Origin of the sequence: Bacillus cereus group sp. MYBK245-2 (assembly GCF_051916145.1) — a bacterium.
GTDB lineage: Bacteria > Bacillota > Bacilli > Bacillales > Bacillaceae_G > Bacillus_A > Bacillus_A pacificus.
On record NZ_JBQAGB010000020.1, the window covers coordinates 25,757 to 48,012 of the forward strand.

Consider the following 22,256-nt stretch of genomic DNA (forward strand, 5'->3'; position numbering starts at 1 on the left):
TTTACATTATACTTTCCTATAAGAGCTTTCGCAATAACTTACAAATGTTCTCTATTCCATGATACTCACTCTTTTACTTCTTAATTCTTTTTACTATTTTGATTTCCCTTTACAATTATGTAAATTTCTCCACTTATTCCTTACAAAAATATGGATATTCTATTTTCAGTATACTCTTTTCTCCATATATACTCTAGGTTTTATTGTAAAGAAAGCAAAAAGCCTAACCCAATATTTGGATTAGACTGCTTGTAAAATATGTCTTGCTTCTTCTACATTTTTTTCAGTAGGCGGTTCTACATTTGCGAGTGGATACTTATGCCCAAGTGCCTCCCATTTATATACACCAAGCTTATGGTATGGTAGCACTTCAACTTTCTGAACATTAGACAGACTTTGAATAAAACTAGATAGTTTTTGTAGATCCTCTTCATTATCAGTAATACCAGGAACTAATACGTGTCGCACCCAAATCGGTTTATTTTTATCCGATAAATAACGAGCAAATTGTAAAATATGTTCATTTGGTTTTCCTGTTAATTTACGATGTTTCTTTGAATCAATATGTTTCAAATCCAATAAAACTAAATCTGTGTACTCCATTAAAATATCTAGCTTATTTTGGAATTCTGGTTCTTCAGAATAACAACCACCTGAAGAATCAATTGTTGTATGAATTCCAATTCCCTTACATTTCTTAAATAATTCAATTAAGAAATCTAGTTGTAATAATGGTTCCCCACCACTAACTGTTATACCGCCTCCGGAAGCTTCAATAAAAGGAAGGTAACATGTCACATCCTGCATTACTTCTTCGACTGTTATTTCTTTTCCTTTACCGATCTCCCACGTATCAGCATTATGACAATATTGACAACGTAATAAACACCCTTGTGTAAATATGACATAACGAATTCCTGGGCCATCAACAGTACCACAAGACTCTACAGAATGAATTCTTCCTTTTACCATGTTACTTCCTCCTTTATTGAAACAGCCTCCCTCTGCTATTTATAAAATGCAGAGGGACACTTTTTTCATTTACATGCTTTCATGCATTGTACGGTTAATTACATCGATTTGTTGTTCACGAGTTAATTTAATAAAGTTTACAGCGTAACCAGATACGCGAATTGTTAATTGTGGATATTTCTCAGGATGTTCCATTGCATCCATTAATGTTTCACGGTTAAATACGTTAATATTTAAGTGATGTCCTTCTTTTACTGCATAACCATCAAGCATTGATACTAAGTTACGTACTTGTACTTCATCCTCTTTACCAAGTGCTTTTGGAATAATAGAGAATGTATTAGAAATGCCATCTTGTGCATCTTCATATGGTAATTTAGCTACAGATAATAATGAAGCTAACGCACCTTTTGTATCACGTCCATGCATTGGGTTCGCACCTGGTGCAAATGGTTCTCCAGTACGGCGACCATCTGGAGTGTTACCAGTTTTCTTACCGTATACAACGTTAGATGTGATTGTTAAGATTGACATTGTATGAACAGAATTTCTATATGTTTTGTGTTTACGAAGTTTATTCATAAATGTTTTCACAAGATTTACAGCAATTTCATCTACACGGTCATCATTGTTACCGTATTTAGGGAAATCTCCTTCGATTTCAAAGTCAACTGCAATTCCGTTTTCATCGCGAATTGGTTTTACTTTTGCGTATTTAATTGCACTTAAAGAGTCTGCTACTACAGATAGACCTGCGATACCTGTTGCCATTGTACGAAGAACATTTGTATCATGAAGTGCCATCTCAATACGCTCGTAGCTATATTTATCGTGCATGTAGTGAATAACATTTAATGTGTTTAAATATAGACCCGCTAACCATTCCATTGTCATATCAAACTTATGCATAACTTCTTCATAATCTAATACTTCAGAAGTAATCGGTGCGTACTCAGGACCAACTTGTGCTTTAGATTTTTCATCTTTACCACCGTTAATCGCATATAGTAATGCTTTTGCTAAGTTTGCACGTGCGCCGAAGAACTGCATTTGTTTACCAATTCTCATTGCAGATACACAACAAGCAATTCCGTAATCATCGCCGTAGTCAGCACGCATAATGTCATCATTTTCATATTGAATTGCTGATGTTTTAATAGACATTTTCGCACAGTAGTTTTTAAAGTTCTGTGGTAATTGTTTAGACCAAAGAACTGTTAAGTTTGGTTCTGGAGCTGGTCCTAAATTATCTAGTGTATGCAAGAAACGGAATGAGTTCTTTGTTACTAATGGACGGCCATCTAATGCCATACCGCCGATAGACTCAGTTACCCAAGTTGGGTCACCAGAGAATAATTCATTATAATCAGGTGTTCTTGCAAATTTCACAAGACGTAATTTCATAATGAAGTGATCCACAATTTCTTGTACGTCTTCTTCTGTTAAAGTACCATTTGCTAAATCTCTTTCAATATAAATATCTAAGAATGTAGAAGTACGTCCAAGACTCATTGCAGCTCCGTTTTGCTCTTTAATTGCTGCAAGATATGCGAAGTATAACCATTGGAATGCTTCTTGAGCAGTTGTTGCTGGCTTAGAAATATCAAAGCCATGAGAAGCAGCCATTTGTTTTAACTCTTGAAGTGCACGTATTTGCTCAGATAACTCTTCGCGTAAACGCATTGTATCTTCACTCATTACACCGCCAGTTAAATTTAAATCTACTTTCTTCGCTTCAATTAAATGATCTACTCCATATAATGCTACGCGGCGGTAGTCACCAATAATACGTCCACGTCCGTATGCATCTGGAAGACCAGTAATAACACCTGATTTACGAGCAGCTCTCATTTCTGGTGTATAAGCATCAAATACACCTTGGTTATGAGTTTTTCTCCAATCTCTGAAAATACGACTAAGCTCTTTATCCATTTCGTATCCATAAGATTCACAAGCTTGTTCCGCCATACGAATACCACCGTATGGTTGTAAAGAACGTTTAAATGGTTTATCAGTTTGGAAACCGACTACTTTTTCAGTCTCTTTATTTAAATATCCTGGTTCATGTGATGTAATAGAAGAAACAATTTTTGTATCCATATCAAGAACGCCACCGTTTTCACGTTCTTTCGTTGTTAAATCCATTACTTGATCCCAAAGTTGTTTCGTTGCTTCAGTTGCTCCCGCTAAGAAAGATTCGTCTCCCTCGTAAACGTTTACATTATTTAAAATGAAATCGCGAACATCAATCTCTGCTTTCCATTTTTCACCTTTAAAGTTTTCCCATGCGTTTTTAACATTTTCTAATACTTGAGTCATCCTAATCTCCTCCATTTTTGATTAGTACAGGACTAAGATTTTTTATATAACAGCTTACACACTTAGAATACTACTTTTTTACGAAAGTGAACGAAATAGTTGTGACATGTTTGTGAAATATTGAGCAAACTACTATATACATAGTGTTAACTTCATTTGAAAGTCTTTAAAATTAACCCTTTCCTTAATTGTATTTTTTTGGTATTCTTATATACGAGTCCTATTTTGTAATATAAGAACAATACCCATTGTAGAGCTGTAATACTCTTATCTCCTAATCTGTTATAGTTTTTATAGCAGAACAAAAAAGTGTACATATGTTGTACACTTTTTTGTTACCTATAAAATGAAACTTTAATCAGTGGGGGTCTTACTGCCCATTAAAGTCGGATAAAATATCTCTTTTTCTATTTCCATCATGGAATCCACCACGACTGCCTGTTAATACAATTAATTGCTCTAACCCTTCTATATGATCACCAATAATTCGAAGTACAGCTGGTGGATGACCTATTTTAGCAAAATGTTCACTGGGTCGAATACGGTTCATCTTATCGACTTCAACACGACTTACACATGCAACTTCAAATCCTGAAAGAATAGCTTTCACTTGAGCTACACACGGTGCCAGTAAAGATCTATATCCAATTTCTTTCAAACACTTACGACTAAACGCATTCGGTACAGCGATAAGAGAGCCTACGCCTAGATCTTTTCTATCACAAGCTAAATTTAATGCATATTTAAATGCAGTTACAAGATGAAGCGGTACTCTTAAATCTAAATAATGATTTAGATCATTTAATGCAACGTCTGTTCCATCTGCAATAGCTTTCGCAAAAGGATATAACTCACTCGCTGGAATAACAAAATCGCCGTCTATAAATAACACAATTTCTCCTTTTGCGAAATACGTTCCAAGTGAGCGCCCCACATCATTTCCGAGTGCTTCTTTATATACAATTGTCGTTGCTCCCTTTTCTTTTGCAATCGTTGCTGTTTGATCAGACGAACCATTTACAACAACGATAATTTCAAAAGGTTCAATTTTGCGAAGCTCTTCTATAACGTTTCCAATTGTTTTCTCTTCATCTTGTACAGGAATAATGACCGATAATTGCTTTCCCTTATACAAATTCGATGTAACGCCCCATCCTTGATAAAAATCTTTAAAATCTAAAGTATGATAGACACTATCTCTTTTCCTATTTCCATCATAATACCCTCCGCGTTCATCGCTACCTACTATTCGCTCCGCTACAGCTTCTATATGGTCACCTATCATCCTTTTTTCAGAATGAGAAAGACCCGTGCCATACGCAGCATGCTCGGTCGGCCGAAATTTATTTGGTGTAATAACGTCAATTGCACAATGTCGACTAATTCTCCATTTGCTTTGAATAAGGCGTAAATGAGCGACAATAGGATTAACAAAACATTCATACCCAATGCTTTGAACAACTTCTTTCGTCAACGCGTGAGGTACAGATAATAAAGAATCAATCTTTAACTCTTCACGCTCTAGCATTGCATTTAATATTTGGCGCCATACTGTCACTGAGTGCGGTTTTTGTTTCTTTAAAAATAACGCATCCAAATTATTTAAAACGATGTCGGCCTGATCATGTAAAATTGGATTTAGGAATAATTGTAACTTTGAAGTTTGAATAGCAAAATCTCCATCTATAAATAGTAATACGTCACCTATCGCGTGTTTTGCGCCAACTGCACGGCCAACATCATTCCCCAGTAGCTCTGTATACTTGATTACTTTACACCCTAAACGATCAGCAACCTCTTCTGTTCCATCATTACAACCGTTTGCTACTACAATAATCTCTACTGGATTTAATCCTTTTGCCGATTGAATAACGTCTGAAATCGTATCCGCTTCATTACATACAGGTATAATAATCGATAGTGACTTAGCCATTGTTTTCTTCACGAAACCATTTAATAGTTTCTTTCAACCCTTGTTCCCACGTTACTTTCGCTTGAAATTGAACAAGTTCTCTTAATTTCGTTACATCTGGTCTTCTATTTGGAATTTCTTCAAAGCCATGTGGATATACCTCTTCGAAAGGAACTTGAACAATCTTTGAAGAAGATTTCGTTAGCTTTTTAATTACTTCTGCTACTTCTTTTATACTCTTTTCATTCTCAGAACCTATATTAATAATCTCACCATTTACCTTCTCATCCATTGCTCGAATCGTTGCCTCTACTGCATCACTTACATACGTAAAACAACGTGTCTGTTTTCCATCTCCATATACGAGAATGTCTTCTCCTTGCAGTGCTGCGCGGATAAATCGCGGGATTACCCCTGCATACGGACCATCTTTCGCTCTTGGACCATAAATATTAAAATAACGAACAATCGTTACAGGTAAGCCTTCTAAACCGTATCCTAAACATAATGTTTCTTCTAACGTTTTACAAACTGCATAACTCCAACGTATTTTAGAAGTTGCACCGTATAATCGATCTCCTACTTCAGAAAAGGGTGGCTTTGCCTTACCATATACTTCTGAAGTAGACGCAAAAACAACTTTCTTCTTTCCTTTTAGCGCTGCTTGTAAAATGTTTCTCGTTCCATCAAAATTCGTTTCAATAAGCTCTATGCTCTTTTCCATTGTCGTTTTCACACCTAAAATTGCTGCTAAATGAAACACTACATCATGTTGATTTACTAATTCATAAATAGAATTTTTATCTAAAACACTTATTGGAATAACCCGAATTTCTTTCATTAACTCATCATGATATTTATTTTTCCCTTTATAGAAGTTATCAACGATAGTGACATCATAACCTCTTTTCACCAGCTCTTCAGCTAAATGCGATCCAATAAATCCTGCTCCACCTGTAATTAAACATTTCTTACTCATACACTCACCTTCTTTATAATTCCACGTGTATCTACGACTTGCTTTATCCCTTTAAAAACCTTCCAATCAATATTAGAGTGGTCTGTTAAAATTAAAATACAATCCGCTTGTTTAACGACTTGTTCATCCAAAGAAACAGATTGATACACCTTATCTCCAAATTTTGCAGAAGAAATATATGGATCGTGATACGCTATCTCATATCCTGCTTTTATTAACAATTCAATAATTGGCAACGCTGGCGATTCTCTTAAGTCATTTACATCTTTTTTATATGCAATCCCTACAATTAAAACCGTTGCAGGTGATTGCACCACACCTTTTACTTTCCGGACCACTTTCTCTGGCATTTCCTCATTAATTACATGTGCCGCCTCAATTAATTGACTAATTGCTCCATTCTTTTTTATTCTCCACTGGAAATATAAAGGATCTACCGGAATACAGTGTCCCCCTATCCCTGGTCCTGGCCAATACGGCGTAAATCCAAACGGTTTTGTAGATGCCGCTTCAAGTGCCTCATAAAAATCAATTCCTAAACTTTCACATAGTATATTTAACTCATTTACTAATGAAATATTGACTAAGCGCTGAATATTTTCAAATAGCTTACACATTTCTGCTACTTTTGGGGAGCTAACTGGAACAACTACATCAAATATAGTGCTATACAAAGCCTGTACTTTTTGTTTACACATTTCTGTTTGTCCACTAATGACTTTTGGAATCGTTTGAACTGAATATTGACTATTAGCTGGATCAATTCTCTCAGGAGAATATCCAATATAGAAATCTTCTCCTACCTTTTTTCCTGTTTGAGAAATAATCGGAATAATAACTTCCTCGAGCGTACCTGGATATGTGGAACTTTCGAAAATGAAGGTTTGTCCTTTTTGAAGGTTTTGTTGTATATAATGCGAAGCTGAAATGAGGGCACTTAAGTCTGGTTCTCTTTGTTCATTAATTGGGGTTGGGACAGTGACAATAACGTAATCACTATTTTGAAAATCAGCAATACCTTGATCCGGTGTATTTACTATTAATTTTTTTCTAGTCAATAAACTTTGTAACAATTTAGAAGAAACATCTGGAATATAACTTTCTCCCTGTATAATTGATTCTATTTTTCTAGTATCTTTATCTAATCCAAGTACTGTATGTCCTCTCTCTGCAAAATGAACTGCCAAAGGAAGACCAACATATCCTAATCCGATAATGGCAACTGTACTACTAACATTCATCTGTATTCTCTTCTTCCTTTCTCAATTGTTGAATGATATTTCTATCCCGCTCTCCATCTGTAAAACTCCCGCGCTCGTCTGTGGATTGCAATAAATATGCAATCGCCTCGAGTTGATCACCGAAAATACGATCAAATGCTGGAATACGCCCATTTACAAATCCATGTTGCTCTGGGCGTACTCGATTTGTTTTTATAACATCTACAAATTCTACCGCTGTAATAGAGAATCCCTCCAAAATAGCTTTCATTTGAGCGAGTGGCGGAATGATAAGAGAATCATATCCGATTTTCTCTATTACTTTTTTATGCATAGCATGTGGTACTGCCGTTAATGAGTTATTCCATAAATCTGGTCGTTTCGCCACTAAATTCACAAAATATTTTCCCATGCTAATTGGGTCTGCCGGATGAAACATATCTAATAAACACTGTAAATCATTTAATGCCACATCATTTCCATCTTCAATAGCATGTAAAAATGGAATTAGTTTTTTTCCTGGAATAACAAAATCACCATCGACAAATAAACAAATATCGGCCGTAGCATGCATAGCTCCTATCGCTCGGGCTACATTATGTCCAAGCGCTTCCTCAAATTCAATAACAATGACATTCTCTAGCTTCGCTTGTTTAATTGTCTCAACGTCCGCTCCATTCGCAACAACTATAATTTCATCTACACCTGATTTTTTCACTTCTTGTATAACAGATCTTATAGTCGTCTTTTCTTCTGATACTGGGATAATCGCACTATATTTCGCTTTTTTCTTTTGTAATAAAACTGGTTTATACTTTCCTATAAATGCTCTATCCCTATTTCCTTCCGAAAAGCCACCACGCTTACCATATATTTCGATTACGTATTGCAAAGCACGTAAATGATCCCCCATAATACGACTAGTCGCTTTCGGATAAGGAGAGCCAGGTGATGTACCAGTATGAACGGGACGCACTTTATTTGTATGAATGACATCGACAGAAGCCATATCAACAATATCTACTCCTCTAGACATCGCTATCGCTTGAAATAATGCTGGATCCGCTAAATTCCACCAACCAAACTTTTGAATAACTTCCCTACTCATTGCATGCGGAATTGCGATTAAAGATCCAACAACAAGCTCTTTTTTATTCAAATAACGATTCAACATAAATTTGCCAACTGTCGTATAATGCGGTCTCATCTTTAAATAAACAGACCATGTTAAATTATTCACAACAATTTGGTGACCTTGCTGAATGCCTTTTATAAAACGTTGTAGCTCTTTATTATCAATGACGATATCACCGTCTAAAAACAAAACAATGTCGCCTTTCGCTTCTCTTGCACCAATTGCCCGTCCAACATCATTACCAAGAGAATATTTATAATAAATGACATGGCAATGATGTTGTAAGGCTATTTCTTTTGTTCCGTCTGTCGATCCATTATCTACTACGATAATTTCATATGGTTTCAATTTCTCCACTTCTACTAAAACTTGTGATAAAGTACTCGCTTCATTATGCGCTGGAATAATAACTGATACCCTCATACTTGTACCACGCTTACCCTTCCAAGCGAACATAAGAAATGATAGGAATACGTACAACTACATCTTCCGGTGGTCCATAAGAAGGAGAAGTACGAACACTTACTGCCCCGTCTGTCACAGATAACAGAATACCTGCAACAATTTCGGCCGCTGTCACAACTTGCACTAGCTCACCAACATGATTACGTAATTCTTCAGTAAATAACATATATAAGTCTCCTTTCTTACGCTTCTTTAATTGATATAATACTTGTAAATGGCAATAAAACTTCTGTTCCTATTCCTTCTTGCAGTGTTAAGAAATCATCACCAACTGCTACAATCACACCTGTTAACTGTCCAACTGTCACCGTAATTTCTACGTTTTTACCCAAATACTGCTCTGCAATTTCTTTAAAAGGTGATGTATTACATTCTTTTAAAATGTTACAAATAATAGATTGAAATCTACTTGATTCAATAAATTCTTCCGTAGCTTGCTTAGAGTTTCTTTGAATAAATCTCGCGAAGTTTTGTGAAAATAAAAGTCGTTCCACAGCAGGTAATAACTTATTATCTAAAAAATAATCTAATTGTCTATTAAACAATCTCGATAACTTTTTCCAATAATTACTGAATAAACACATACACTTCTCCTCCTATTATTTTTAAATTATAAAAATATATCCATACATCTTAATGTATACAAAGCAGACTCTTTTTGTGATAGGTAAGACATACATTTTTCAACGAAACAATATGTTCTAATTACAAAAAAGATAGATGGTATCCCATCTATCTTTTTTTATATCTTAATTTTTAATTGTAACTATCGCAGAGACACTATAATAAACCGCTCTCGGTAATGCTGCCTGTTCACTTATATAAGCTGTAACAAGAGAACCACCGCTTGCCGAAAAATACTTAACAGCTTCTAATGGAATACCATCTTCTTTCACATCAATATGCGTTCCATCTCGCCAGTCTATTTTCTGCATTGTTGCTGAAAGATCCCCAGTCACTTTACCGCATTCTTTACCATCCACCCCTAAAAAAATCCATTCCCACTTTGTTAAACTTAGTACTTGTTTCAACTCTCCAATTTTCTTTCCATCTACATTAGAAAAAATATAAAAGTTGCGTACTCCCATCTTCTTTTGAACACGCAATAATCTTTCTCCCGAGTGATTATATAAATAAAATTGTTGCTTATGTAGTCCCTTAAAAAGAAAAGAGAGTACAGCTTGCCATATACTTTGAATCACAAAATCATACTCTTCTTTTAAAAATCCTACTGCACTGCCATCTAATCCAAAGTATGTAATCACTTGAAATACTCCTACCTCTTTGCGAACAACAAATTTTTGTTGCTCCAATAATTCAGAAGTCTCTATATTATAATTTTCCTGTTTGAGCATTTTTGATCTTCGTTTTTCTATAAAGCTATATATTAATAATCCAAATGCCGGTATTACAACACTTATTAATTTCAAATTTTCTTTCTCCGAAGTGAATAGCGTCCCTTTTTTATATTCCATCACTAATCCAATTGCGACGATAATCCATACAATGACAGATACAAAAAAAATGCGTTTCGCATTACGTGCGTGATGCCTATGTATGCTCATATCCCTCCCCCTTTTCCATTTATCCCGCTATTCGCCGGGCAGTAAGACCCCCACTTCAAAATTCAGCAAAAGCAAGGAAGTTAGGTGGGGATCGACTGCCCGTAAAATCCCGATTGGTTCAACTAATAATCAGTAGGGGATGAAGAAACCCCCGACTGATCAAAGTTTCACTTTATTTCATTATCCCATTGCACATACACTTCCTCAATAAAAAAAGACTATCCAATAGGATAATCTCTTACACTTCAATATTTCGTAACATCGTATAAATGTCATTATTCACTTTACCAAAGGATTTAATATTGTTTTGAATGTTAGATAATAAAACGACATATACACTTCCATTTTTACTAAATCCATTTAAACAGTTCCAGCCTGGCATTACACCGTGGTTCGAGTAACTTCCCGGGTCTACATACCATCCAAACCCGTAATCTTTTTTTCCACCTGTAAACATTTGATCGTAGCTTTCTTTTGAAATCAACTTTCCAGAGAAGAGCGCTTCATTAAATAAATATAAATCATGGGCACTTGTATATATATCACCACAACCATAAAGTTGTGACATACTTGGAATATTAGGTGTTGTCATATTGTTATTTACTATTTTATAACCTGTCGATGGAAATCTTGTTTGTTCTAGCTCTCTACCAAAACCAGAATGTTTCATACCAGCAGTAGCAAAAATATGTTGTTTAATATACTCTTCTAACGGTTGTCCGCTTACCTTCTCAGCAATATAGGCGAGTATTGAATAGTTAGAATCGGAATACTTCCATTTCTCTCCTGGACTTCCAATACGCTTTTGCTTTCCTATTCGTTTTATCAATTCTTCATGAGAGATATCCTCTGTTCCCTGCTCATACTCTGGAATTCCTGATGTATGTGTTAGTAAATGTTTTAACTGAATACCATTACCTTGAGGGAAATCTGGAATATACTTCGCAATCGTATCCTCTACATGTAACTTATTTTGATCTTTTAATTGCATAATAGTAGTCGCTACAAAAGCCTTTGAAATAGAACCAATATAAAAAGTTGTCTCTGAATTATTCGGTACTTGTTTTTCTTTGTTCGCCATACCGTATCCTTTATTCAAAAGAACCTTTCCGTTCTTCACAATAACCGCTGTCCCGCTAAATCCTGTTTTTTGCAAATATTGATCTAATTGAGCGTTTTCATTAATTTCTTGAGGTGGTCCCTCAGCAGGCTTTTCCACAGCTTGTGCTTGCTTCACTTGTTCTTCCTGCTCTTTTTGTTTTTTTGCTTCTTGCTTCTTTTTTTCTTCTTTCTTTTTTAGCTCTTCTTGTTTCTTCATTTCTGCTGCTGCTTTTAAAGTTTCTTCTTTCTTATTATGCGCAACAATTTTTGTATACATGAAATATACAAGTGAAAATAGTAAAACGAGAATGATTGTTCTTTTTATGTATACAATTGGCCGACGTGATTTCCCATTCGCATTATTTTTTTCGTGATCCATGATTGCTTTTTTCCCCTTATTTACCGATAATTTAATTCCACTACACAAGATTCATTCCGGATCTTTTTCATAGATTTTCGACATTCCATTCGATGTCATCCCTACTTTATCACGCACTGCACATATTACCAACCTATATGCACAAAAAAGAAAAAGAAAATTTACAAAAGTAAGATTCCCGTTAAATTTTTAATATAAAAAAAGAGGATACCCTCTAAAAAACTGATGTTATCAATTTTTTTGGATATCCTCTTATCTAATTATTTATACGTGTTTTTTCATATCATCGGCAACAGATTCAACATTTGTACCTACGATAACTTGGACACTCGTGTTACTTAATTTCATAACACCTTTTGCACCAGCACGTTTTAATGCTGCTTCGTTTACTTGACCAGCATCTTTCACTTGTAAGCGTAGACGTGTTGCACAGTTATCAATAACTGTTAAGTTTTCTTTTCCACCTAAAGCTGCTACGTAAGTTTCACCAATTGAACCTGCAACTGGAGCTTCTTCACCTTCAGCTACTTCCTCTTCCTCTTCCTCTTCACGACCAGGAGTTTTTAGGTCGAACTTCTTAATTAAGAAGTAGAATACTACAAAGTAAATTGCTGCGTAAATTAAACCAATTCCTGCTAATAATACTGGTTTTGTTGCAATACCGAAGTTTAAGAAGTAATCGATTGCCCCAGCACTAAATGAGAAACCATCGTGTATGCCAAGTGTTGTTGTAATGAATAGAGACAGACCTGTTAATACAGCATGAATACCATATAATACTGGTGATAAGAACATGAATGAGAATTCAATTGGCTCTGTAATACCAGTTAAGAATGAAGTTAATGCTAGACCACCTAACATACCTGTAACCATTTTACGTTTTTCTGGTTTAGCAGCTGCAATCATTGCGAAACATGCTGCTGGTAAACCGAACATCATGATCGGGAAGAAACCAGTCATAAACATACCTGCTGATGGATCTTTTGCAAAGAAGCGTGCAATATCACCATGAACGATATCGCCAGCCGCATTTGTAAAGTCACCAAGTACGAACCAGAAGTATGTGTTCATTACGTGGTGTAAACCGATTGGAATTAATAAACGGTTTAATAATCCGAATAAACCAGCACCAATTGAACCTAAGTTTACGATACCATGTGCTACTGCATCAATACCACTTTGAATTGTTGGCCAAATTTGACCGAATACTAATCCTAAAAGTAACATTACGATTGAAGTAATGATTGGTACGAAACGTTTTCCTGCAAAGAACCCTAACCATTCTGGCAGTTTAATCTTATGGAATTTGTTGTATAGTAATCCCGCAACAACCCCTGCAATAATACCACCGAGTATGGCCATATTGATTTTCGGCGTTAACGCCGCTGCTTTTGAAACCTTTGTCATTGTATCTGCTAATTTAGTTGGATCTACTGAACCGACTAAATCTTGAACACTTTTTAATTTATCATTTAACTCTGCTGCTGAATACGTCTTACTTAGAGCATTCGTTGTATTTTGTAAAACAAGATATCCGATTGCTCCGGCAAGTCCAGCTGCTCCACTACCGTCAACAGACAAACCGATTGCAACACCAATTGCAAAAATAAGTGCTAAATTATCAAAAATTGCTGCACCGGCCTGTGCCATAACAGGAATGTTAAATACGTCTTCTTGTCCTAAACGAAGCAATAATCCTGCTGCTGGTAGTACGGCAATTGGAAGCATTAACGCTTTACCAATACGTTGTAGAAACTGCAACATTTTAATTCCCCCTATCAAATTTATGAAATCGTTATCATTATAAGTACGCCTTAGAAAACGCTTTCTATTTACATAACCATAATAACATATAGTTGTATAGATGTGTAGTTTTTATTTTTGAATTTTTTATGGATAAATCTCCTATTTCCAAACTGTTATATAAAAGGAAATTTCTCCTTTTTTACTACAGAATATTCAAAACAAAAGACCCTCTATAGAACATGCAGCTTTCGTTTTATCATTCCACTTTTTCATGTTATTATTTATTTCCGAGCATATCGGGAAAAGTAAACTTAGTTAATTCGAAATAGGAGCGTTGGTACTATGCAGTGCATTGAAACAAACAACTTACAACAGTTGTTAGAACAAGTAAAACCATATACGAAAAAAGGAAAGCTTGCTACTTATATCCCCGAACTAGGAAATGCCAATCCAGATGATTTAGGGATTGCCATTTTCCATAAAGAAACAGAATACATCCATGCTGGCAACTCACAAACACTATTCACTCTTCAAAGTATTTCAAAAGTAATTACACTTGCACTTGCCCTTTTAGATCGTGGTGAAGAATATGTATTTTCTAAAGTTGGAATGGAACCAACTGGTGATCCATTTAATTCTATTATTAAGTTAGAAACGACAAGTCCTTCTAAACCACTTAATCCAATGATTAATGCGGGGGCACTAGCCATTACAAGCATGTTAGCAGGTAAAGATAATGAAGAAAAAATGGAGCGCATTCTTCATTTCGTACGTGAAATAACAGATAATCCTACTATTAATTATTCTTCTAAAGTTGCTAATTCAGAATTAGAGACAGCTTACTTAAATCGCTCACTTTGTTACTATATGAAACAAAACGGAATTATCGATTGTGACATTGAAGAGCTGATGGATTTATACACTCGTCAATGTGCAGTTGAGGTAAACTGTATCGATTTAGCACGTATCGGCTTAATTTTTGCGATGGATGGATATGATCCATATAAGAAAAAACAAATTATCCCTAAGCATATTACAAAGATTTGTAAAACATTTATGGTTACATGCGGTATGTATAACGAGTCTGGTGAATTTGCGATTCGTGTTGGTATCCCCGCAAAAAGTGGTGTAGCTGGTGGCATTTTCGGCTGCGTAAAAGGAGAAATGGGAATTGGTATTTTCGGACCAGCTTTAGATGCAAACGGAAATAGCATCGCTGGTTTTAAAATCCTTGAACTTCTTTCTGCTCAAGAAGGTTGGAGCATTTTTTAATTCAGAACCATCCTGCTATACTAGCAGGATTTTTTTTGCATAAAACCCTCAATTTTATTAGCTACCGATCCCCTTACAAAAACCGTGCTGAAAGTTTCTCTATATTATGCATATTTGCTCCCCCAACCTGAATAGTATAGTACAACCTAGCGCTATATGTGGAGGTGTGAAAGATGAAACTAATATTTCAAATGGGAAAACAGCCTGTTCTTGAAAAAACAATTCTTCTTTTTATATTGAGTATTGTAGAAAGCTTAAAGCTAAAAGTTGTTTCACTCGATGAAGCTCACCGATACATATTCAATTTAGAAGTACTTGAACTATTAATGGATCGGAACATCGATGATCAAGTACTTGAACTTATTCATTTCGGAATGGGACTTGAAGACGTTCATCATGTGCTTCCTGAAGAATTTGAGCATACGATTGAAGAATTAAAGTGGCTTTGTATCCAAGTATTAAGTGAGTACAGTATGCATGAAGAATCGGAACAATTAATTGAAGATATACGTTAAAAAAGCACCTATGTAGGTGCTTTTAATGTTTTTTCAAACTATTTTTATACGTTTCAATATTTACTGGTAGCTCTTCCTCTTCTAAAGTATGTTCATTTACATCTTTATGAATGAATGCTCCTTTAGGTGGTTGATGGTCATGCCCTTTTTTCTTATGATCAAATGCTTTTCCGCGTCCCATACGGATCCCCCTTTCTTTAAAAGAAATCCGTATTAGTATGGAGAAAAGTACGTCGATATATGCAATCCTTTGCCATATTTCCAAGGAAATACTCGAACGTTGTTTTTTGTTCTCCTTACAACAACTGATCGATCCCAATAAGAATTAATAACACTCCCGCAATAACCGTAGCCCATTTCCCTAAGTATTCTGCTAAGTATCGTTTTCCTACATACGCAAAACCACTTATACAAATAAAACTAAACACACCAGAAATAATCGCTGTAAGCCAAAGGTTTAAATTTGTTACCCCAGCATCAAATCCACCTGCAATATTATTAATTGATAATGCAACGCCCAAAACAATTGCTTCTGAAAAACTAATTGTTTTAGAACCATCAAAATCTGCTTTTTCCGGATCACGTAAAATCCCCATAAGTACACTATCATCTTTAGAGTCTACGGTCTCTTTTTTACTCAAGAAAGGCTGACATAAAATAAACACTCCAATTATTCCTAAAACAATTGCCCCTATCAAATTTGCCGTAAACTCTGAAATAAATAATGCGATCCAACTCCCAAAAAAGCCAGCTAATAAAGTAAATAAAAACCCAAAAAATGCGATGATAAAATTGTTGAACCACGAAATTCTAATTTTACGAATGCCATATGCAATTCCAACACCTGCATTATCTAAATTAGAAGCAATCCCAATTAAAAAAATTGAAAATAGACCTGCCGTACTCATAAACAGCCACCCCTTTTTTCTCACTTTTCCATGCATCTTATGAAAATGTTGAGCAACTGTGCCTGTCTGTTTCATATACATGTAATAAATGCTCAACATTTTTTCAACAACAAAAAGGAGTGCCTTCGCTATGCCTAAAGAAAATCCAAATGAGCGGCTTAGTACATTAATAAAAAAACTTTTAAAAGAACGTGCCTTATCTATGCGCCAACTCGGAATGCTTACAAATATTGATCCCGCAACAATCTCAAGAATTATGAATGGTAAACAACCGCCAAAACAAAAACATCTACAAAAATTTGCAGAATGTTTGCAAGTTCCACCCCAATTGTTATTTGATGAAATGTATCCTGATTCTCCTCACATTAATAAAGAAAAGACGGATATGTACACATCTCTTGATACCATTCAGCAAACACTGCAATCCTCTAACTTATTCGATTTCGACTACACAACAACCCGTGTGAAACAAGAACTTGAAAATTATGAACGATATGCTCAAACAACAGAAGGAGAAAAACGTATTCATGACAGTTTTGCAAGTAAGCTAGAACAAATTGATAGTGCTGGTCCTTTCATTGAACAATTAACGGATATGTATCAACAATTTTGCAATGAAACGATTCCAAAAGAAGAGCGTGCAGTTCTTGGAGGGGCATTACTGTATTTCATTTTATCGACAGATATTATTCCTGACTATCTCTTTCCAATTGGCTATTTAGATGATGCAATTGCTGTTGAATTAGCAAAAGAGAAATTAATCGAACTAAAACGAAAGACATAGAAAATAAAGAACTATTTCAGTTGTTTCTATTCAACTCTGAAATAGTTCACTAAAAAATCGTACAAGTATACATACCTGTACAATTTCAACATACTAATCTATTTTTTCGTATGACACCATTCATATATAAATGCTGTTATTACTTTTGTAAATTCGATTAACTGTTCCACTTCAACTTTCTCATTTATTGAATGAGCCTCTTCTAATGTACCTGGTCCGTAAATAACAGCTGGAATATGAAATTCACTAAACCAACCACCATCCGTTACCGTTGCAGACATATCTAAAATTGCATTTTTAGATAAAATTGATTCATGTACTGAGCTAAGCGTTTTTACAGCTGCATGTTCACTATCTATTTCTAAAGAAGGGAAAATTTCACCACGATCCACAATCATTGATTCTCCGCCCCACTTAAATTGTGGTGGATTTTCACTTAACCATGGATCGACAGCTGCTACTTTCCCAATATACTCTTCAATTTCTTTTATTATTTGTTCATGTGTTTCATTCGGATAAAAGTGTACTGTTATCCATAACCGGCACTCATCCGCAATAAACGCTGCATGTCTTCCGCCCTCAATAACAGCTGGATTAATTGTTGTTGTTCCAGATGGATAGCCTTCATATGTTTTCATGACTGCCCAATGACGCTCTAATTCTTGTAAACTTTGTACAATTTTCATCATTTTTTCAATCGCACTCGCTCCGAATAAACGTCCTCCAGCATGAATCATTTGTCTGCGTGTTGCATCATGAAACGTTTGGGGGCTTTTCACAGTAATCCATCCAGTAATTACGCCCCCCTGTCCTTGCATATGTAAATCACTCGTATCCACTACGACTGCAAAATCAGCATCATAACCCCTTTTGCAACATTGAAGCGTACCTGCCTCTCCAACTTCTTCTCCGATTACGGATTGAAAGATTAAATCTCCGGGCAATTCAATGCCTGCTTCTTGTAAAAGCTGAATAGCAAATAATGCCCCAGCTAATCCCCCTTTCATATCTGCCGCACCACGTCCAACTAACCAACCATCTCTTATAAATGGCTCAAACGGACTCGTTTCCCACGCCTCATATGCTGATATTTCCGCTACATCCATATGCCCATTAATAATAAGACTTTTATGTGTGTCACTTTCTATCCCTTTTTTCACCCCAACAACGTTCGGGTCATTCGGATATACATCCCATTTATCAACACTAAAATTTCGTTTTCTTAGAAACTGTGCAACAAATTCTTGCGCCTCATTTGTATTTCTCGCCGGCGGTGCTGGTGTTTCAAAACGAATTAATGTTTTTGTAAGCTCTAGTAACTCATTTTTTCGTAGATCAATCTGTTCTAATAGCTGTGCAACTTCTTCATTCATCGCTAATTCCCCTTTGCATACGTAGTATGTTCCCAGCTTTATTTTCACAAAAAAAGAGACTGTTTACAATTTTACAGTCTCCAAATTAATCACTATTATAAACTCTCTATTTCTGTTGTCTTTGTCTTTTCAATATGCTCTAAGTTACTCCCCTTATTTCTTGTCGCACGGTAAAACAGTAAACAAACAATCATAAAGGGAATACCACAATACAATGCCATTCTTTGTTCTGGAATAAAGGCCATAGCAACAATTACTGTTACATTTAATACTAATGCAAGAAGTGGTACGAATGGATATAGCGGTGTTTTAAATTTCAAGTCTTTCACATCCCCGCCCTGCTTTATATACGCCCTTCTAGCTAATAAGTTAGATAGAGCAATAGATGCCCAAACTAGTATTGCTCCAAATCCAGCAATAGAAAGCAACCATAAATAAACTGTATCTTCCGCATAAATACCTGATAGTAATGAGAGACAACCTACAATTGTACTTACAATCAATGCATAAATTGGAACGCCGCTTTTAGATAACTTACTAAAAATCGGACTAATCATTCCTTGATTAGACATAGACCATAGCATACGAGAAGTTGCATATAGCCCTGAATTTGCAACGGATAGAACCGCTGTAATAATAACGAAATTGATAATATCAGCTGCATAAGGAATACCAATTTTATCAAATACAACTACGAATGGACTTTCTATCACTCCTGCTTGTTGCCATGGGAATAATCCTGCAAGAATGAAAATAGATAATACAAAGAACACAAGTATACGCCAAACTGTATTATTAATTGCCTTCGGGATTGTTTTTTCTGGATTTTCACTCTCTCCAGCTGCAATACCAACTAGCTCTGTTCCTTGGAAGGAAAAATTAACAGCAATCATCGTAATTAAAATAGCGGATAATCCATTTGGAAACAACCCACCATAATCAGTAAAGCTAGAAAACATTGGTGCTGGCTCATTTCCTTTCATATCTAGAAAACCAAACATTGCTGCCCCGCCCAAAATAATAAATGCAATGATTGTAATGACTTTAATACTTGCAAACCAAAATTCAACTTCTGCAAAACTTCTTGAAGATAACGCGTTAATAGCAAAAAGTAGTACCGCAAACACTACGCACCAAATCCAAGACGGTACATCAGGAAACCATCGTTTCATTAAAATACTAACTGCAATGAGTTCAATACCTATTGTAGCCGACCAGTTTAGCCACGACATCCATCCGACTACATAACCCGCTGCAGGGGAAATATGCTTCGTAGCATACGTTTGATAAGATCCTGCGTCAGGCATCGCAACAGCTAATTCTCCGAGACAGAGCATCGTTAAATACATAACAAATCCTCCAACAAGATAAGCTACAATCGCTCCTCCAGGCCCAGCTTCATGAATTGTATACCCCGATCCTAAAAAAAGTCCGGTACCAATAACTCCTCCAAGTGCAATCATAAATATGTGTCTGCTTTTCAATTCCCTTTTTAATCCTTGGTTTTGATCCATCATATAAATCCCCCCTTTTCCCTTTGGAAACCCATTTCATGTAAGCGTTTTTAAAATTGTTTATACGAAAAATAATTATTGAAAAGAGCAAAATACATAGTATTAATCACTACCTGTTATTAAAAGATCATCCCTCACTGTTATTAATAACTTTTTATTAGCGATAGCTTGTCCTTCTACTACTTCTAATGACTCGATATACCCACTGATTCCTACCTTAATTTCTACTTTCTGTTTATCTATTGTTTCAATTAACGCTAATTTCTCCCATTCGTATACGTAAGAATTTTCCGTAACAAATAACTTCTCAACTTTCCCGTAACAAGGACTATACACGCCTTCTATAACCGTCTTCACTTTATACACTCCTCCTTCTTATTAATTGGTACTGAAACGTTGCATATCCCTCCTTTAAAGATTTCAACTATTCTTTATGCAAAATGCGTACCAATCTTAAATTCCTATTTAAAATGAGGGTTCCTCACAAAAAAATCTTCATAACCGCAAATTTTTTCTACCGTGTAAGAAGTTTTAAAAGGAAAATCGCAAAAAAATTTTGCGATTTTATAAGAATTTTAATAAAATTATAAAAAGTCAGTCTTCATAGGGTGAAATGAGGAGAAGATAATCTATGCGTACAGAAGAAATTAATTTGAAACAGATCATTGAAATGAATATGCTATATGAAACTTTGCTCAATGAACTCGATATCGGGATTCATATTATTAATGAGGAAGGTAAAACGATTATCTATAACCGTAAAATGATGGAAATTGAATCAATGGAGCGCTCAGATGTGCTATATAAAAGTCCTTTAGAAGTATTCGCATTTGAAGAAAATAAAAATAGTACTCTTATAGAAGCATTAAAATTAGGAAAAACAAACAAAAATATAAAACAAACTTATTTTAACAATAAAGGGCAAGAAATTACGACGATTAACAATACTTTCCCAATAATAGAAAACGGAAAAATTAAAGGCGCTATTGAAATTTCAAAAGAGATGAATCACTTAAAGCAAACAATAAAAATGGACTCTTCCCGAAAACAAAACACTAAATTTACCTTTGATCACATAATTGGTGATTCTGAAGCCATTCAATCCACCATTGCGGAAGGAAAAAGGGTAATTCGCACATCATCCTCCATACTTCTCGTAGGAGAAACAGGAACTGGAAAAGAACTATTTGCACAAAGTATCCATAATGAAAGTCAACGTTCGGGCAAACCATTTATTTCGCAAAACTGTGCCGCTATACCTGATACACTCATGGAAAGCTTATTATTTGGTACGAACCGCGGTGCATTTACAGGAGCTATCGATAAAGCCGGTTTATTTGAAGAAGCAAACGGAGGAACTTTGTTATTAGATGAGATCAATTCGTTAAGTCCAGCACTTCAAGCGAAGTTGCTGCGAGCTATACAAGAAAAAACAATACGAAGAATCGGAGGCACACAAGAAAAAGAAATTGATGTTCGTATTATAGCAACTATTAATGAAGACCCTCTTGAAGCTATTACACACAATCGATTGCGGGAAGACTTATATTACAGATTAAGCGTCGTTACTTTATGTCTCCCGCCTTTACGTGAACGAAAAGAAGATATTCCAGCTCTTGTTCAGCACTTTATCGAAAAGTACAACATTCAATTTGGACTCGGCGTAACAGATGTAGATATACATGTAAGAGAATTCTTATATGCATATGATTGGCCTGGAAACGTACGAGAATTGGAACATGTCATTGAAGGTTCAATGAATTTAGTTGAAGATGAAAATATCATTACAGCGTTTCACCTTCCCACTCGCTTTCGCGAACGAATAAAAAAAGAATTCAATATGCAACCTCTCCTAACTAATAACGATACTGATGCGCCAAAAACGTTAAAGCACACAATAGAAGCAATGGAAAAGAACTACATCACTCAAATTTTGAAAGAGTATCACGGTAATATTTCACAAGCTGCAAAGTTTTTAGGATTAAGTAGGCAAAACTTACAATATCGAATTAAAAAATTGCATTTACACATATAAAATAAGACGTTAATCAGTGGAGATTTTGTCCATCTTCCACTGATTACTAGCCTAACTTTTAT

The 22,256-nt window shown here is 35.4% G+C and carries 20 protein-coding genes; 4 read left to right on the forward strand and 16 right to left on the reverse strand.

Features of this window, described 5'->3' with window-relative positions:
* Positions 1 to 240: 240 nt before the first annotated feature.
* From pflA to nagE, 11 genes are all read right to left on the reverse strand, one after another.
* Complete coding sequence (gene pflA / locus ACTFRN_RS24385) at positions 241 to 972, reverse strand: pyruvate formate-lyase-activating protein (RefSeq protein WP_000238488.1); 732 nt, start codon at positions 970 to 972, stop codon at positions 241 to 243.
* Positions 973 to 1,041: 69 nt separating this feature from the next.
* Positions 1,042 to 3,291: a formate C-acetyltransferase gene (gene pflB / locus ACTFRN_RS24390; protein WP_074615572.1), complete on the reverse strand. Its 2,250-nt coding sequence runs from the start codon at positions 3,289 to 3,291 to the stop codon at positions 1,042 to 1,044.
* A 370-nt stretch (positions 3,292 to 3,661) separates the two neighbouring features.
* On the reverse strand, positions 3,662 to 5,224 hold the full coding sequence (locus tag ACTFRN_RS24395) for a glycosyltransferase family 2 protein (RefSeq protein WP_001129987.1): 1,563 nt from the start codon (positions 5,222 to 5,224) through the stop codon (positions 3,662 to 3,664).
* Positions 5,217 to 6,182 (reverse strand): NAD-dependent epimerase/dehydratase family protein, encoded by a 966-nt coding sequence (locus tag ACTFRN_RS24400; protein WP_074568056.1) that lies wholly within the window; start codon positions 6,180 to 6,182, stop codon positions 5,217 to 5,219. Before ACTFRN_RS24400 ends, ACTFRN_RS24395 begins: the two co-directional genes overlap by 8 nt.
* Complete coding sequence (locus ACTFRN_RS24405) at positions 6,179 to 7,423, reverse strand: nucleotide sugar dehydrogenase (protein WP_001103213.1); 1,245 nt, start codon at positions 7,421 to 7,423, stop codon at positions 6,179 to 6,181. Before ACTFRN_RS24405 ends, ACTFRN_RS24400 begins: the two co-directional genes overlap by 4 nt.
* Positions 7,413 to 8,993, reverse strand: a complete 1,581-nt coding sequence (locus ACTFRN_RS24410) for a glycosyltransferase family 2 protein (RefSeq protein ID WP_000458459.1) — start codon at positions 8,991 to 8,993, stop codon at positions 7,413 to 7,415. Before ACTFRN_RS24410 ends, ACTFRN_RS24405 begins: the two co-directional genes overlap by 11 nt.
* Positions 8,974 to 9,168 carry a hypothetical protein gene (locus ACTFRN_RS24415; RefSeq protein ID WP_000899480.1) on the reverse strand — a complete coding sequence of 65 codons (195 nt, stop codon included), beginning with the start codon at positions 9,166 to 9,168 and terminating at the stop codon, positions 8,974 to 8,976. Before ACTFRN_RS24415 ends, ACTFRN_RS24410 begins: the two co-directional genes overlap by 20 nt.
* Before the next feature lie 16 nt (positions 9,169 to 9,184).
* The gene (locus ACTFRN_RS24420; RefSeq protein WP_000335549.1) at positions 9,185 to 9,586 is read right to left on the reverse strand and encodes a hypothetical protein; all 402 of its coding nucleotides are present in this window, start codon (positions 9,584 to 9,586) and stop codon (positions 9,185 to 9,187) included.
* Positions 9,587 to 9,751: 165 nt separating this feature from the next.
* Positions 9,752 to 10,567 carry a sugar ABC transporter ATP-binding protein gene (locus ACTFRN_RS24425; RefSeq protein ID WP_088106206.1) on the reverse strand — a complete coding sequence of 272 codons (816 nt, stop codon included), beginning with the start codon at positions 10,565 to 10,567 and terminating at the stop codon, positions 9,752 to 9,754.
* A 238-nt stretch (positions 10,568 to 10,805) separates the two neighbouring features.
* Positions 10,806 to 12,047, reverse strand: a complete 1,242-nt coding sequence (locus ACTFRN_RS24430; RefSeq protein WP_014893337.1) for a serine hydrolase domain-containing protein — start codon at positions 12,045 to 12,047, stop codon at positions 10,806 to 10,808.
* 264 nt (positions 12,048 to 12,311) lie between these two features.
* On the reverse strand, positions 12,312 to 13,811 hold the full coding sequence (gene nagE, locus ACTFRN_RS24435; protein WP_088106205.1) for an N-acetylglucosamine-specific PTS transporter subunit IIBC: 1,500 nt from the start codon (positions 13,809 to 13,811) through the stop codon (positions 12,312 to 12,314).
* A 324-nt stretch (positions 13,812 to 14,135) separates the two neighbouring features.
* On the opposite strand from nagE, the gene glsA reads away from it, so the two are divergent.
* Together glsA and ACTFRN_RS24445 are read left to right on the forward strand one after the other, a co-directional pair.
* Complete coding sequence (glsA, locus tag ACTFRN_RS24440; RefSeq protein WP_001149853.1) at positions 14,136 to 15,065, forward strand: glutaminase A; 930 nt, start codon at positions 14,136 to 14,138, stop codon at positions 15,063 to 15,065.
* A gap of 173 nt (positions 15,066 to 15,238) precedes the next feature.
* Positions 15,239 to 15,580, forward strand: a complete 342-nt coding sequence (locus tag ACTFRN_RS24445; protein WP_000766605.1) for a DUF3969 family protein — start codon at positions 15,239 to 15,241, stop codon at positions 15,578 to 15,580.
* A 22-nt stretch (positions 15,581 to 15,602) separates the two neighbouring features.
* Here the strand turns inward: ACTFRN_RS24445 and ACTFRN_RS24450 are convergent, their stop codons facing one another.
* Together ACTFRN_RS24450 and ytaF are read right to left on the reverse strand one after the other, a co-directional pair.
* A complete protein-coding gene (locus ACTFRN_RS24450; RefSeq protein ID WP_000532411.1) occupies positions 15,603 to 15,761 on the reverse strand; it encodes a hypothetical protein in 159 nt (52 codons plus the stop codon).
* A 115-nt stretch (positions 15,762 to 15,876) separates the two neighbouring features.
* Positions 15,877 to 16,488, reverse strand: a complete 612-nt coding sequence (gene ytaF / locus ACTFRN_RS24455; protein ID WP_000100734.1) for a sporulation membrane protein YtaF — start codon at positions 16,486 to 16,488, stop codon at positions 15,877 to 15,879.
* Positions 16,489 to 16,618: 130 nt separating this feature from the next.
* Here ytaF and ACTFRN_RS24460 point away from each other — a divergent pair, with 130 nt between their 5' ends.
* On the forward strand, positions 16,619 to 17,272 hold the full coding sequence (locus ACTFRN_RS24460) for a helix-turn-helix domain-containing protein (protein ID WP_001123724.1): 654 nt from the start codon (positions 16,619 to 16,621) through the stop codon (positions 17,270 to 17,272).
* Positions 17,273 to 17,370: 98 nt separating this feature from the next.
* On the opposite strand, the gene ACTFRN_RS24465 is transcribed toward ACTFRN_RS24460, so the two are convergent.
* The 3 genes from ACTFRN_RS24465 to ACTFRN_RS24475 form a co-directional block, all read right to left on the reverse strand.
* Positions 17,371 to 18,645 (reverse strand): acetylornithine deacetylase, encoded by a 1,275-nt coding sequence (locus ACTFRN_RS24465; protein WP_074568054.1) that lies wholly within the window; start codon positions 18,643 to 18,645, stop codon positions 17,371 to 17,373.
* A gap of 95 nt (positions 18,646 to 18,740) precedes the next feature.
* Positions 18,741 to 20,162: an amino acid permease gene (locus ACTFRN_RS24470; protein ID WP_000969258.1), complete on the reverse strand. Its 1,422-nt coding sequence runs from the start codon at positions 20,160 to 20,162 to the stop codon at positions 18,741 to 18,743.
* 99 nt (positions 20,163 to 20,261) lie between these two features.
* Positions 20,262 to 20,516 (reverse strand): biotin/lipoyl-containing protein, encoded by a 255-nt coding sequence (locus tag ACTFRN_RS24475; protein ID WP_000859488.1) that lies wholly within the window; start codon positions 20,514 to 20,516, stop codon positions 20,262 to 20,264.
* A gap of 274 nt (positions 20,517 to 20,790) precedes the next feature.
* Between ACTFRN_RS24475 and ACTFRN_RS24480 the strand changes: the two genes are divergently transcribed.
* Positions 20,791 to 22,194, forward strand: coding sequence for a sigma-54 interaction domain-containing protein (locus ACTFRN_RS24480; RefSeq protein ID WP_001258440.1), 1,404 nt, complete (start codon positions 20,791 to 20,793; stop codon positions 22,192 to 22,194).
* Positions 22,195 to 22,256 lie beyond the last annotated feature (62 nt).